Source organism: Paenibacillus terrae HPL-003 (assembly GCF_000235585.1).
Lineage (GTDB): Bacteria > Bacillota > Bacilli > Paenibacillales > Paenibacillaceae > Paenibacillus > Paenibacillus terrae_B.
The window spans coordinates 2,902,371-2,916,541 of record NC_016641.1 but is presented as its reverse complement, the minus strand read 5'-3'; the positions used below and the strand labels follow the sequence as shown (position 1 = coordinate 2,916,541).

Here is a 14,171-nt window from a genome sequence, read left to right as displayed (position 1 = left end):
CATCCTAAATCTTAAAGAGAAAAACGCTCACAAAGTTAATCGGTTATGAAAACATATCCCGTAAGTTAAAAAGCTTACCATTTCCTGCATAATTGTATTTAGCAACGAATCAGAAAAATTATATCTCTGTTTAGTTACTTATTGTTGGCAACCTTTTCGTACTTTAGTGCACGATCTTTATAATAAATTAACAACTTATTTACTACACTCGGTATATTTAACCTCTCTGCAATTTCCAAGGCTGAACTATAGTCATTAAAGTCAAGATATTTCAAAATCAGGTTCTCTTTCTTTCCTTCTTCGATCTTTGAATAGTATATTGACCACATTAGGGTAACTGAATCCACTGAAACATAGCTGGGTACATCGTCAATAATCAAGAGTGAAACAACTTCTGAAAGTCGCTCCGACAAGTCCCCACTTTTATAAGTTTGCTCAGCCCATTCAGTAATTAATGGATTTTCCCGTGGATATCGAAGCAAACGATTTGTAAGATGTTCAGAATCGTCACAATTATCTATCAACCACTTGATATCATCATCACTTAGTAATTGATCTTTGATAAATACACTAACTGCCCATTGTATTTCATCACTACCAGTAAAAATATAACACTTATATAAGTAGAACAATCCATTTATTAAAGATGACTCGAAGAACTCATTAGAACTCCGATTTTTAATAATTCGCTTTAAAATTTTCATACACTCAACCCGTCTAAATCTTTGGTTATCTTTCATGTAACTAACAATAATTTGTACTAAATATTCAATTGATTGATTATCAAGGGAGGTGTTTCTAAGCAAGTTTTTATACAGTAGAATATCATTTGGATCTTTAATAAGATCTCTAATATACCTATATGGAGAAAACTTAAATAATTCCAGTTCAAGAACTTTAATGTGTCTATATATATCTTCTTTTTGCATTAATTCACCTTCCACTAATTAATAAGATGTGGCATATGTATTTTAAGTAATACCGAAAAAGAGGAGTTGTATCAAGCCAATCAGCCCATCCACCAAATTATCCGTGATAAGCTTGACATTAAGCTTCGTCGACATCGATTAAGAACACCCGCTCCTGGAATCCACCCCGTGCCTCGGCTTTGTCTGCCCGCAGCTTGTCCAGTTCTGCTGCATCCGCCCCATGTACTTCTGCCAGCGCCCGGATGACTTCCAGCATATCCGCAAGCTCTTCCAGCGCGTCCTTATCTTTTGCCGCTTCAAAATATTCCGTTGCCTCTTCACGAAGCTTTGTTCTCAGCTCCTGCTTATATTCCTCCGGGTCCAAAATACGCGTTCGGCATTCCTTACCCTGAGACGTAATGATGTGCGGAATCCGATCCCGCACCAGCTTGTTGTATGTAGGCATCTGAAATAACACCCTTTCTGTTTTGGAGCCTTTAGGCCGCAGCCAACATCTCCCTTTTTGCCATTATATCATTCGTGAGAAAAGGCTGGGTGTTATTAACATATGATTTAACTACTTAATGGACCGCTTCTTTATAAAAATAGATTGATACCGCTCAGCAGGATCAGCTACAATTCGCTGAGATAAACGTATTAAAATATGGTCCGTTCTAGAAAGTAGCCTATCTACCTCCTCCAGCTTCATCGGCTTGTTATGTGCATTATCCTCTGCGGAAATAAGATAATGTACCGTACCGATAAACAGTACCATATCCAAATTCGGCTCAGCATCCGTGTGGATTAATGCTAGCAAATTAGTCATAGATAGGTTAATAGATGATGAAATGATTTGATTTCGGTGAACATAAACAGCCTTAGCCATCGAAAACATCGCCCGGTCACAAAGAACGAGGCAGTTATGAAACTGATTATGATTGCGCATCATCTGTCCAAGCTGTATTTGATATTGGGCAAGCTTTTGAAAATCCATCATGCAGTTCAATATGTTGGAGTCGCTATGATTGGGCGATATGGAATCTGAATCTCTATGTAGGTGGTTGCTCAAGGAGTAATTTTTCAATGGGAAGTCAACTCCTGAATTTTAATTTAATGAACAGTGAGGGCATCGTAGAACCAATATGGAGCCATCATAATGTACAAATTTCTAGCTACCGGACAAGCTTTATAATAAATATTACTATATAGTAGTTTTTAATTCAATTTACTTATTAACAGTTATTAATTAGAAGTAACTCTTTCTCTACACTTCTAACTATAGAGAGGTGTATTCATGTCTGAACTTTTAGAATTAGTTGGTACACGTATTCGAGATCTTCGAAAGTCTAAAGGGCTTTCCCAAGAAGCTTTAGCCGAAAAAGCAGGATTCAATTCGAGTTATATCGGTTTTATTGAGCGCGCAGAGAGAAATATATCTTTGAAAAATCTGGAGAAAATAGCTAAGGCATTGAACGTGGGCGTTTATCAGTTGCTTACATATGTTAAGGAAGATGATGAGCTTACCGAAGAAGATTCGAGTATAAAAAACATTTTGACTCTGCTAAGAACGCGTGAATCCAAAGATACTGAGCTGGCATTGAAGATTCTTATGGACATTTTTATAAGAATTGATGAACGATGAAACAAAAAAGGAACTGCGCTTTGCAGTTCCCCACCAACCCCTTACGACATCGCCAGCATCGCTTTCATATCTTCCTCTGCTGTCGTAATCAGCTTCAAGCCAAACATGTCCACGAGCACATCCAGCACCCCTGACGAGATAAACTCGGGTGGTTTTGGCCCGATGCGAATATCCTGAATGCCGAGGCTGAACAAGCCTAGCAGGATGGCAACTGCTTTTTGCTCAAACCAGGATAATACAATGCTGACAGGCAGCTCATTTACCGTACAATCAAAAGCATCCGCTAACGCCAGAGCTATTTTCGCCGTAGAACCGGAATTGTTGCATTGCCCCAGATCAATATAACGCGGAATCCCCGTGTCCCCCACGGTGCCATAGTCCACGTCATTAAAGCGGAATTTACCACAGGACGTGGTCAGAATGACCGTATCGTTCGGCAAGGATGTAGCTAGCTCGCGGTAATAGTTGCCGCCTTTACCTGGTGCGTCACAGCCTGCAATGACGAAGAAACGGCGGATATGTCCGTCTTTAACTGCCTGAATAATCTCAGGTGCCAGCCCGATGACCGTCTCGTGATGATATCCCGTCGTAAGCACCTGCTCCGAATCTACATCTGCGGCTGGCAGGGCTAACGCACGCTCGATCAATGGTGAAAAGTCGTCGCCCATGATCTTGGCTACTCCCTCCAGCCCGGCTACTTCATAAGAGAAGAAGCGGTCTGCATACGTGCCTTTAATCGGCATGACGCAGTTCGTCGTGGCGAGAATCGCACCTGGAAATTCTTCAAACAGTCTGCGTTGATCGTACCAGGCTTTACCTATATTCCCTTTGAGATGTGCATATTTCTTCAATGCCGGATAACCGTGGGCAGGCAGCATTTCTGAGTGGGTATAGATATTAATGCCTTTACCCTCCGTCTGCCGCAGCAATTCCTCCAGCGCATATAAATTATGTCCGGTCACGACGATGCATTGACCTTCGATTTTATTTTGGCTGACGGTAATCGGCTGCGGAATGCCAAAACGATCCGTATGCGCACGATCCAGCACATCCATGATCCGTACAGCCGCATTTCCGACCTTCATCGCCATGTCCAAATGCTCTTGTACATTAAAGTTGGAATTGGTTAAGGTCATATATAACGCTTCGTGCGTGATACGATCCACTTCGGGATCGGTATAGCCCAGCTGTCTGGCATGGGTCGCATAAGCGGCAATCCCTTTTAAGGCAAAAATCATCGTATCCTGCAAGCTCGCTATCGTTTCATCCTTGCCGCACACCCCAACTACTTTACACCCGCCACTCGGCGTCTGTTCACACTGATAACAAAACATATCGTTTTCCTCCAAATATTGATAGATATTTGTTCGTTATCCACAGCGTAACAGACCTCCAAACGCGCAGGTGTGATTACACACACATTTTTCAGGTCACTCCTGATCCGACGCGATTACGCCGATTCCACCGCCCTTGCGGTACTGCACCGGGGAAACACCCATGGTCTTTTTAAAAGCCGTACTAAAATAGTGCTGGCTATCGTATCCGGTACGCTCTGCTATCTCGTAGATGGACAATGTCGTGGAATCCAGCAATTGCACCGCTTTGCGGATACGGGCGCGTGTGACGAGGGTCACGAAGCTGTGATCCAGCTCCTTCTTGAGCACACGGCTGAGATACACAGCGGATACCTGTAAACGCGAGGCAAGGGCCTCCAGCGTCAGTTCCCGATCGGCGTAGCCTTCCTGAATGAATTGCCTCGCCCGGCGCACCAGGGGAGATAACTGCGATTCGCCATATATACGGTCACGGCATACTTGGAACGCATCAACCACACCTTCCAGCCCCCCGGCGTTTCGCTCCACATGTGTATGAACCGCTATGTTCAGGTAGCGACCCATAGCTTGCTCCATCATCGCGCCGATGGCTTCGGGTGCCTCCTGCCACAGGCATATGCCGATCAGCCCGTTTGCATCGCGGAATAACACATGCGGCAAACCCTCCAACAGCTCGCCAATGATATTTTCAGCGGCAAAAAGAAACAACTGGCGGTCATTCTCACGCATAATTGTCTGCCGCGCTTCTGCCGCAGGCCACCGCACAACACCGATCTGAACGGGCGGCCGGCTTGGAAGACGTAAAAACGCCAGTTGTTCCATCACATCTTTTCCCGTGTTCTGACCTTCCAGCCATTCTAGGCAAAAGCGCTGGCGCAGCAGCGGAATATTCCGCTCGATCTGCCCGGCGGCCTGTTCTACATAGGCGGTACGCTTGCGCTCTTCGTCCAGCCGCTGACCGAGCTTCGACAGTGCAGCGTGAAGCTGCTCCGCATCGACCGGCTTCAATATATAATCCTCCACGCCAAGTCGGACAGCCTCCTGCGCATAAGCAAATTCATCATGGCCGGAAATGATTAGACAACGACATTCAGGACGTTCCTCCCGCAGCCGTCGGATCAGCTCAATTCCGTCCATGAACGGCATATTCATATCGACCAGCAAAATGTCGATGCCAAGCCGTACCACCAGCTCCAGCGCTTCTTCGCCATCCTCCGCCTCACCCGCAACCTCCATGCCGAGAGCCGCCCAGTCTACGCAATCTCGTATGCCCTCACGAATGATCGGCTCATCATCTGCGATTAGCACCTGATAACGTTTTTTTGTGTAAGGTTTTGCCGTCATCGTCATCACTTCCGGTATGGCCTTGTCCGTCAGACTCGCCGTTGTCGAGGTGCCTGTGGCCTTGGATTTTGTCATCCTGATCCGCTCCTTTTTCATGAGAATTCTTCAGTTGTGTCATATCCCGCAGCAACGGATGAATGATCGTAACGCAGGTACCTGTCCCTTCTTCACTGTCCAGCACAATTCCATATTCCTCACCAAAACATAGCCGGATACGTGCCTGTACATTCAGCATGCCATAGCTTCTGCCGTTCGCACTGGCTCCACTTGATTTCTGCTGCCCTTCCATCGCCTCGAGCGGTGCTTCCAGCAACCCCCTCAGCTCCCGCAGCCGTTCCGCCGTCATCCCTGCGCCATCATCACGTGCAGTCAGCAGCAGCTTATCTCCCTCAATCCGTGCCTCTACCCCAATCGTGCCCGGACCGCGTCTGGCCTTGATGCCGTGGTAAATGGCATTTTCCACCACAGGCTGAAGCATTAGCTTCAAGACGAACAGCCCACCTAGCTCCTCGGGTACGTTCAATTCCCAGCGGAGTCTGTCCCGATACCGGGTTTGCTGGATTTGCATATAGCTCGATATATGCTCAATCTCGCTGCGTAGCGGAATAAAGTCATCCCCCTTGCTCAACCCGAGGCGAAACAATCTGGACAGCGCCCCCACCATATCGGACACGTCGTTTGCCCCATTTTTACGAGCCATCCAATGAATCGTATCCAATGTATTGTATAAAAAGTGAGGCTTAATATGCTCCTGAAGACTTCTCAGCTCGGCATCCCGCTTCTGCCGCTCCCTTAGCTCGCTAAGCGACATCAAACGGCGAATCTGCTCCAGCATCCGGTTGAAGCTCCTGCCGAGCATCCCAATTTCATCCCCACGGTCACTCCATTGGCGAACCGTAAGATCCCCCGTTTCTGCTGTCCGCATATAGGACATCAGCCTGAAAATCGGCTGCGCGATCGAACGCGACAACCTTAAGGATGCCGTCAGTCCGAATAGACATACAATGAAGACAAAGGAAACGACGTAAAATTGAATTTGTCGTACTTCCAGTGTTGATTCCCGCGCCGGGAATACACCCACCGTTCTCCAGCCCGTAAACTCGGAGGCGCGGAACATGAACAGCAATTCCCTCCCTCCAGCTTCACGGGTAAACATCCCGCTGTCACTTGTCCCGAACCATTCCGGAGGAATACGCTCGATCAGCGGCATATCCGGCATGTACACGCTACGTCCCTCAGCATCTGTCACCATTAAATACCCTGTTTTGCCCAAGGTTACATCTCTGGCAGCCTGCGACACGGCCCGTAGCTTGAGATCAATCATAATCACGCCCAGCACACGTCCAGTCTCCGAATCCGTCACCGACCGGACGACAGACACAATTTCACTGTCCTTGTACTGAACATGAGTCGTTACATTACGATGGCTCGGTTGTCCCAGTACGGTAAAAATACCTGCATGCTGCGCCGCCTGTTTATACCAGTCTTCTTCGGTCAGGCTACGCGTGCTTCGGGCATACATTTCGTTGCTGATATAGTCACCGTTTTCATTCACAATTAGAATTCCAGCAATTTCGGGATATAAGGTAGTAAAGCCCTGCAGAAATTGCTTCATGCCATATAGCTTATCCTGCGCCTGTACAGAGCTTGCTGCCTGATTGGGGAGGTCAGCCGAGTTCTGTGTCCGTTCCCCCTGATTTTCCGGCGTTACTGTATTTTCATGACCCGCATGACCGTCGGCCAGCGTCCGGCCTTGCCAAAACTGCCCGATATCCGGGTTAAAACCAATCAGATACGTCATGTTTTGCAGATTTTCCATTTTGGTATCCAGTGCCTCGTTCACCTTGCCGATCAACTGCATCGTATGGTCTTCCACCTGCCGCTCAATAATCCGTTCCACCGTCCAGTTGACCAGCAGACCTAATCCCAACGAAGGCACGATGCCAAACAACAGGAACAAAAGCATGAGCTGGTACCGTAAGGGCATATTGCGCAAGCGCAACCGCTGCAACCTTTTGCCCACCCCTGTGTGGATACGCTTCCATATTTCAGAATTCGAGCTTTGCCTTTTCCACTTCCGTTGATTGTCATTTCGCATAATAATCATCTACATTCGCTCGTGTGACGACGGATATTCCTGTATCCACCCGCACAGGCAGCGGAGCGTTATCACCGGAGGAGGAAGGTGCCGGAATCGTCAAATGATGGTGCAGATGGAACAGGTATTGAAGCGACCAATAGCCCATATTCCACGTTCCCTGAGCAATGGTTGCCGAGATCGTCCCTCCACGGACCATATCCAAGGTCGCTTTATTCGTATCAAAAGAAATGATTTTCAGCGGGTGACGGCTCTTTTGGCTCAATACCGCTTCACCGACACCGGTTCCTCCCGTCGCCTCGGTCACAAAAATTCCCGCCAGCCTCGGATAAGCCTTCATCAGCCGAAGTGACTCATTCCGGGATACCATCGCATCTCCGCGTCCATCTGCCACTTCCACCACCTTCATTGCTGGATACTGCCGCTGAATGGTGTCACGAAAGCCACGTGAACGCTCGTTGTGATTTTGCTGACCGGGCAACGTCAGAACAGCGACTTCACCTTCCCGTCCCAGCAGCTCTGCCATTTTATCCGCAGCGGTCACGCCCGCCTTGTAATTGTCCGTCCCCAAAAAAGAATACGCCCGACTCCCCGGAGCCCCGGCATCAAACAGCACCACAGGAATGCCCGCGTCCAGTGCCTTATTAATCGCCGGGATCAGAGAGTGAGGATCAATCGCAGAAATGGCAATCCCTGCGGGTTTCCGGGCAATCGCCTGCTCAATCACGGTCGTCTGCTCCTGCGCATCATAACGGGTAGCCCCCCGATACTCCACCGTTACTCCCAAGGCATCGGCAGCATCCTCAAAGCCCTTAAGCCCACTTTTCCAATACTCCAAGCCGGACTGGAACGTAATCATGATATACGTCTCTCCAATGCTGCCGCGCAGCCCTTTTTCCTCCCAGGCTCGGTTTAACGGTCCAGATTGTTCATATCTAAATACGTAAAGCGCAAAAGCCGCAATCAGCAGAATATACACCAGCAGCGTTTTTTTCATCCATCCTCCCCCCTTCTGTATCTATATCATAAACTGTGAATTTACTTAGATTGTAAACGCAATCATATCAAATTGGAACTACTTCTACTCTTCCAACTTTCAGGTAACGTTAATCCTGCGCTAATGTTCCTGCGTTACAATACCTGCAATTGTGTTAATGGAGATATATACGATTTCTTTTGAAAAAGGAGTGATATGGATGAGCAAGCCGCGTATCGCGGAGTGGACAGAACTGCGGGGTCTTGCCTACCTCGCTGTCGTGCTTCAGCATTGCATTGGCGAATATATTTATCGCAGCGACATCCAGCAGCCGGATTCCGTTATGCTCGCAATGTTGTATCATTTGACACGATTTGGCACACCGACGTTCGTTTTCCTGTCTGCGGCGCTGCTTTTTTATAATGGTAACAAACCTGTTGGCTATTCTCGTTATATTGGCAGACGGTTTCGAGATATTTATGTTCCTTTTCTCTGCTGGACGGTCGTTTATTGGGTATGTACTCAGAACTGGGCAACGGCGCAGTGGGGAAATATTTATTTTTACAAGGGCATGTTTGAGGAAATGATTATACCTGTCAGCGGATATCATCTATGGTTTGTGGTCATGATTTTTCAATTTTATATTTTGTTTCCCTTATTTGCAAAAGCAGCCGGGCATGTACAAACGTTTCTCCGTCGCTACAGCACCCAAAAACGCAAACAGCTCGTTCTGACTGTAATGCTTACAGCGGCGGCGGCTTATGCTCTGCTATTGCAATGGTCCTACTATGACATGTCTGCATGGAGTACCTGGTTGCCGTCCTTTTGGCAGACCCTGTTAGATTACCGCACTTATAACTTTGTTATGTATTTTTTCTATTTTATGCTGGGCGCAGTGTGCGCCTATATGACGGACACGTGGCGGGGACTGGCTAAGCAGACATTACCGTGGAATGTATTTGTCTTTATTGCTCTGTTCATGCTTATGGGTCACACGATGCTGATCCAGTCGGGCGATACGATTAATCTCAATATTTCCACTTATCTCAAGCCAAGCACCTTTGTGCTGATTGTCTCGCAGTTGCTTTTGTTGTATGGACTGCTGCTTCATTTGCAAAAAGACCAGCGCTCCGAGCCGTTCCGCCGTATGCTGAACTGGATCGGACGTTATTCCTTCGGGGGATATCTGGCTCATGCGCTCGTGCTGTCCTTCATATCCTATTACACCCGTCCGCTTTCACTGGGCGATCATCATTTTACGGCTACAATCATTACATTTGTCATCGTGGCAAGCGTTTCTCTCGGCATCAGTTGGCTCTTCGCCCATCTGCCGGGAGGCCACTGGATTGTCGGCTCAAAAGGCAAACAGCGTTTGACCTGGCCGTTTCGGTTTCAGCCGCTTTCCTCCAAGCGTGGTTCCAAAAGCACGCAGGAGCTTGGCTAATAGAAAAAAGGGATGCTACATCACTGAAAAAGGGCACTCCCGATTCATTCCGGGAATGTCCTACTCTTGGCGATAGATTCTAAATTTTCTGAATATAAGAGCTTCCAGATTCGGGACTACTCGATCCTTTCAATTCATATGTCGATGGGTACATTAATGATGTCATCATAAATTATGAGTGTTAAAATCCAGTACTTTTGTTTTTGAAAATAGTCATGAGTCACCTGCCGTAAAGGACTCTTAATAGTGTGTATACTCTCCTCAAACCGCAGGGCTCTCTTATTGAGCTCTGCTTTTTTGTTGGCCTGATCTGCCACACCAGATGACCATTTTTTTCTAGTGCGACCAGCCTAGCTACGATTGCGAATGCAAGTATGAATCTCCCCAACTAATTACCACTTTATGACATGAACATGTATTTTATTTCGAAATAAGTCATTATATAGAATAATAATAAACGTTATGTGGGATGAGTTACAGTTGTGCATAAAAGGAATGGGGGGATGGACTGAATATAGCATCGTCGTTGTCAATGATTTGGCTCTAAACATAGTGAGGCTGCTTCTTGGTCTGAAACATACGGTTGTACTGATTAATCAGTTCATCCAAAAGCATAGACTGCTCAAGTACACAAGCATGTCCGAAGCCATACTCTGCGTAAAGATCATGCAAGTGTTGTCTGGCGTTCTCCATCTGTTGAATTAATGCTAACGTTTCATCCTTGTTCATCCTGCATACCTCCTAGTGAATCTCATTTTAGGAGGTAATGAACAAATATCTCATATCCTTTTTTGAGCCAAAAAATTACAAAATAATACAAAAAAAGACCAGCAATAAGCTGGTCCAGTGTTAACACTCGAATTATGCACCGCCGATGATTCCAGTTGTAGAAATCGTTCCATGACCTTGATTCAAGCCTTGGATTGGTACTGCGAATACCAATAAGAAGCTAGTCATTGCCAAAAGAAAAGCCATCTTTTTGATCATTTTTTTTCCACACCTCCTGTGACAATTTTTCGTACTGATCCAGTATTTCAGGATCGGCACAAGCTCTGAAATGATCAAATAAACCTGTGCAAGTATGAGAGAGCTGTGCATTATTTATTTTATCAGATTTTTCCAATGCGTCTATTAAACATTTGAAACCATATGGATATCTACCTTTATTTAGGTTGTACTTAGCTAACTTGTACCAAAACCGCGCAGCTTCCTCAGGCAAGACTTGCTGAGTATACATATCAGCAGACGTTGGCTCTTTATAGACTGCAATTTGAGACTCAAAGTGTTTCAGGATATGATCTATATCAATATTATACCGATTGGCTGCTTCTACGATGTTTAAGAGTTCGGCAAAAATTTCATCTTTGCCTTCCATATACTCTACGTATTCCGGTAAGACAGTAGCATCACCTGCCATCAGCCGATTTACACATGTATTGATTTTTCCCCATCCTTGAAACAAACCGATCCAATGTTGTGTTTCTGGATCACTTTCCTTTACCCAACTTAAATTGGAGTGAGCCTGGATGTACTTGAGACCGTGTACGTAATCTCCCTGAGCATGACAAACGGCTGCGCACAACAGGTCTGCGTAAGATATATATACAAAAAGCGGCCTGCTTGGTTTCTTTTTTTCGTAGCGTTCGCGATTTGACTTATACTGTATTGTTGCTCTACGCCCCATTTCCCGAGCTAACTCATATACAGTGTCCCAATGATTCAATGAACGATGTATGTTCGCTATATCTTTTAAAGCATCTAATTGCTCTATCTCGTCCAAGCGATCAACAAAAGGGGCAAATTCAATGGCAGCTTGAAGATTTACAGCCCGATCCTGTCCGATGTTGATTTGGAATAGGCGATACTGGCAGATCGCCAATCGCTCTGAATGCTGGTTCTTCTCACTTTCAGCCACCTTTTTGTACAGGTATGCCGCTGCTTCATTGTAGCCGTCTTTGTACACATTTTCTGCAACTTCAAAGAGCGACGGCGGATAAGTAGGGTTATCCAACAACAGCATGACAACTCGCTGCAAGCAGTCCAGTCGCCCTAGCTCAACGCATCGGTATAGGAATGGGCTGATTTTTTTCCAGTTTAGTGGAGATTCTTCAATGCACTCTTCAATGTAACGTTCGTAAAAATAATCCAGTGGTAAATTCATTCCCGCAGTAATGCAATCCAATTGGTGAACAGAAATAGAACGGTTGCCCGTCACAATGCCACTAACTGTACCTACATTCAAATCAATAATGCGACCAAACTCGGTCATGGTTAAGCCTTTTCGTTTTAGATAGGTTTGAATTTCTGCCTGTATCGTAGGTGTGATTTCCATGGATAAACACCCTTTCAGCGTTTTCATAGGATTCCAATTTCAATGAAAATTATAGTTTGGGAATGTATAGTATAATTTAATATTTTGTCTATCCATGATAATACCATCTTTTGGTACAACAATAAATGCTTTTATTTTATTGGTTTTAATACTTTTAATAGGAGAGTATTGGATGATGGGCGTAAAAATGACAAGGAATTTAGACACTTTTGGTAGACTCGTAATTCCCAAAGAAATACTCATAACCTGTGATATTTATTCAAATGATGCTGTAGAATTTTTTGCAGATGAAAAATCGGGTACGATATCTCTAAAAAAATACATTGGGCAGTCTTGTAAGTTTTGTCAATCTACTGAGGGATTAAGTTACTTTAAGGGTTCTCTTATATGTACAAACTGTAGATGTATGCTTAAGAGTCATCCAAAGCCTCTGTAAGTCAGCTCATACAAGAAATGTTCGATCAGGCAGGCCGACAGTTAAGAAAATAAAAGGAGAAGATCTCTTGAAAAATACAGGTATGACACGACCCTTAGATACGTTAGGCCGAATTGTTGTTCCTAAAGAAATGCGGACCTCTATGAGTATTAAAGCTGGCGATCCTTTAGAATTTTATTTAGATGTTGAAACAGGATTTTTGAGTATGCGGAAGTATGTTGGAGTCTCCTGCAACTTGTGCAGTTCGGTTAAGGATTTAACCTATTTCAGGGATTCATTTTTATGTAAAACATGCATACTCGACCTAAAAGGAAACAAAGGTGTAAGCCAAATTCCTGCTCCTGCTGTTAAGGAACCGTACAAAGAAAAAAGAGCAAATCGGTCGTCTTCAAAAAAACTGGCTGAACAACTAAGAAGACTTATGCACGAGCATCCAACAGCCAAGCAGGGCGAATATGCTGAATGGCTTGGCGTATCCCAAGGCCGTATTTCCCAGCTTAAAAAACTATTGTAGGTTTGCTCAGCTTTCATATAACGTTATAGAGTCATAAAACTTATTGATTTAAGAAACAAAGGACGTCACTAGTTCACTAGGACGTCCTCAATGGATTGCTATTGCTTTCTCGTCTCATTAGGAATAGGTTGGATAATATCTGTATAGGATTGAGCTTTTACAGTGAAATCTTTCTGTTCACCTTTGTCATCTTTGTATACAGTCTTGAAATTTCCATCCCTATCATTACCCATTGTAATGTCTGTTACCCATCCGACGTAATTATAGCTTGGTCTTTGACCAGCACTGGATACAATATCATCCATACCATTTCCTGACGTAAATTGCCAAACCGCCTTAGCTACTCCATCTTTAATCTCAACTACCGTATTACCAACATTGTTAAAATACATGTATCTGGACGAATCCCCTCTCGGGAAAGCATAAAAATAGCCTTGATTAGCCCACGGTTTTTCCAAAGCAGAAAGTGATTTGAAGGAAAATTGAATCGGTAACGATATAGCAGCCTCACGCGCCGCTTGTAAATCTTCTGCCTGTAAGCTCTCTTGATCGACCTTATAATTACCGTCTTGAATAAATAAAATAGACCGAAGCTTCTCATAGCTTGCCTTGTAGCCAAAATTCTCCGAAACAAAACGAATAGGAACCAATATCCTTCCCTTGATCACTTGGACTGGCACATCAACCTGGACTGCTTTGTTATTCTTAATTGCTTCTTTTTGGTTGGCCGTCAACTTAATTTGATCTGTGCCCTTAGTGATAAGAGCAGATTGACTTTTACTATCCCATTGGTAAGTTACTCCCAGCGAAGACAGAGTGCGTATGGGAACCAAAACACGCCCGTCTTCAATAATAGGTGAAACATCGGTTGCTATAAACTTTCCATTCACATTCACCGCGTTAACGGATATAGGATTGGCAGCATTAGCAATCGCCCAGGATTGAAACGTAAGTACGAAGAAAAACACAAACACAATAACCTTTTTCAAGATAAATTACCTCCTTTTTCAATAAGTACCCTTACATAAGACGTATGGATTATCCGAAAAGTTTCTAATCTATACGGCCCACCAGTTCACTATTGTTGGACTGGCGGACCACATAGTATTATGAATCACGGTTAAGACATGTGTTTTAATAACA

Annotated in this window: 14 protein-coding genes; 4 read left to right on the top strand and 10 right to left on the bottom strand. The window is 44.9% G+C overall.

Translation table 11 applies throughout. The features are described from left to right. Positions 1-134: 134 nt before the first annotated feature. The 3 genes from HPL003_RS13275 to HPL003_RS29745 form a co-directional block, all read right to left on the bottom strand. A complete protein-coding gene (locus tag HPL003_RS13275; protein WP_014280180.1) occupies positions 135-929 on the bottom strand; it encodes a hypothetical protein in 795 nt (264 codons plus the stop codon). Positions 930-1,047: 118 nt separating this feature from the next. Beyond that, complete coding sequence (locus HPL003_RS13270) at positions 1,048-1,374, bottom strand: nucleoside triphosphate pyrophosphohydrolase (RefSeq protein WP_014280179.1); 327 nt, start codon at positions 1,372-1,374, stop codon at positions 1,048-1,050. A gap of 111 nt (positions 1,375-1,485) precedes the next feature. After that, positions 1,486-1,794 (bottom strand): hypothetical protein, encoded by a 309-nt coding sequence (locus HPL003_RS29745; RefSeq protein WP_014280178.1) that lies wholly within the window; start codon positions 1,792-1,794, stop codon positions 1,486-1,488. Positions 1,795-1,830: 36 nt separating this feature from the next. Between HPL003_RS29745 and HPL003_RS30205 the strand changes: the two genes are divergently transcribed. Next, positions 1,831-1,953, top strand: coding sequence for a hypothetical protein (locus HPL003_RS30205; protein ID WP_014280177.1), 123 nt, complete (start codon positions 1,831-1,833; stop codon positions 1,951-1,953). A 249-nt stretch (positions 1,954-2,202) separates the two neighbouring features. After that, complete coding sequence (locus tag HPL003_RS13260; protein ID WP_014280176.1) at positions 2,203-2,550, top strand: helix-turn-helix domain-containing protein; 348 nt, start codon at positions 2,203-2,205, stop codon at positions 2,548-2,550. A 41-nt stretch (positions 2,551-2,591) separates the two neighbouring features. Here HPL003_RS13260 and hcp read toward each other — a convergent pair whose 3' ends face one another. The 4 genes from hcp to HPL003_RS13240 all read right to left on the bottom strand — a co-directional run bounded on the left by hcp (position 2,592) and on the right by HPL003_RS13240 (position 8,323). After that, on the bottom strand, positions 2,592-3,884 hold the full coding sequence (gene hcp, locus HPL003_RS13255; RefSeq protein ID WP_014280175.1) for a hydroxylamine reductase: 1,293 nt from the start codon (positions 3,882-3,884) through the stop codon (positions 2,592-2,594). A 96-nt stretch (positions 3,885-3,980) separates the two neighbouring features. Beyond that, positions 3,981-5,228 (bottom strand): response regulator, encoded by a 1,248-nt coding sequence (locus HPL003_RS13250; protein ID WP_014280174.1) that lies wholly within the window; start codon positions 5,226-5,228, stop codon positions 3,981-3,983. Further along, positions 5,176-7,335 carry a cache domain-containing sensor histidine kinase gene (locus tag HPL003_RS13245; protein ID WP_014280173.1) on the bottom strand — a complete coding sequence of 720 codons (2,160 nt, stop codon included), beginning with the start codon at positions 7,333-7,335 and terminating at the stop codon, positions 5,176-5,178. The genes HPL003_RS13250 and HPL003_RS13245 overlap by 53 nt, the downstream gene beginning before the upstream one ends. Next, positions 7,316-8,323, bottom strand: a complete 1,008-nt coding sequence (locus HPL003_RS13240) for a substrate-binding domain-containing protein (RefSeq protein ID WP_014280172.1) — start codon at positions 8,321-8,323, stop codon at positions 7,316-7,318. Before HPL003_RS13240 ends, HPL003_RS13245 begins: the two co-directional genes overlap by 20 nt. A gap of 199 nt (positions 8,324-8,522) precedes the next feature. Here HPL003_RS13240 and HPL003_RS13235 point away from each other — a divergent pair, with 199 nt between their 5' ends. Continuing rightward, positions 8,523-9,746 carry an acyltransferase gene (locus HPL003_RS13235; protein WP_014280171.1) on the top strand — a complete coding sequence of 408 codons (1,224 nt, stop codon included), beginning with the start codon at positions 8,523-8,525 and terminating at the stop codon, positions 9,744-9,746. Positions 9,747-10,289: 543 nt separating this feature from the next. Here HPL003_RS13235 and HPL003_RS13225 read toward each other — a convergent pair. Both HPL003_RS13225 and HPL003_RS13220 read right to left on the bottom strand, forming a co-directional pair. Further along, entirely contained in the window at positions 10,290-10,475 is a 186-nt protein-coding gene (locus HPL003_RS13225; protein WP_014280170.1) for an aspartyl-phosphate phosphatase Spo0E family protein, read from the bottom strand. 220 nt (positions 10,476-10,695) lie between these two features. After that, positions 10,696-12,078: a helix-turn-helix domain-containing protein gene (locus tag HPL003_RS13220; RefSeq protein ID WP_014280169.1), complete on the bottom strand. Its 1,383-nt coding sequence runs from the start codon at positions 12,076-12,078 to the stop codon at positions 10,696-10,698. Positions 12,079-12,581: 503 nt separating this feature from the next. Between HPL003_RS13220 and HPL003_RS13210 the strand changes: the two genes are divergently transcribed. After that, positions 12,582-13,028 (top strand): AbrB/MazE/SpoVT family DNA-binding domain-containing protein, encoded by a 447-nt coding sequence (locus tag HPL003_RS13210; RefSeq protein ID WP_014280167.1) that lies wholly within the window; start codon positions 12,582-12,584, stop codon positions 13,026-13,028. A 98-nt stretch (positions 13,029-13,126) separates the two neighbouring features. Here HPL003_RS13210 and HPL003_RS13205 read toward each other — a convergent pair whose 3' ends face one another. Next, on the bottom strand, positions 13,127-14,017 hold the full coding sequence (locus HPL003_RS13205) for a copper amine oxidase N-terminal domain-containing protein (protein ID WP_014280166.1): 891 nt from the start codon (positions 14,015-14,017) through the stop codon (positions 13,127-13,129). Positions 14,018-14,171 lie beyond the last annotated feature (154 nt).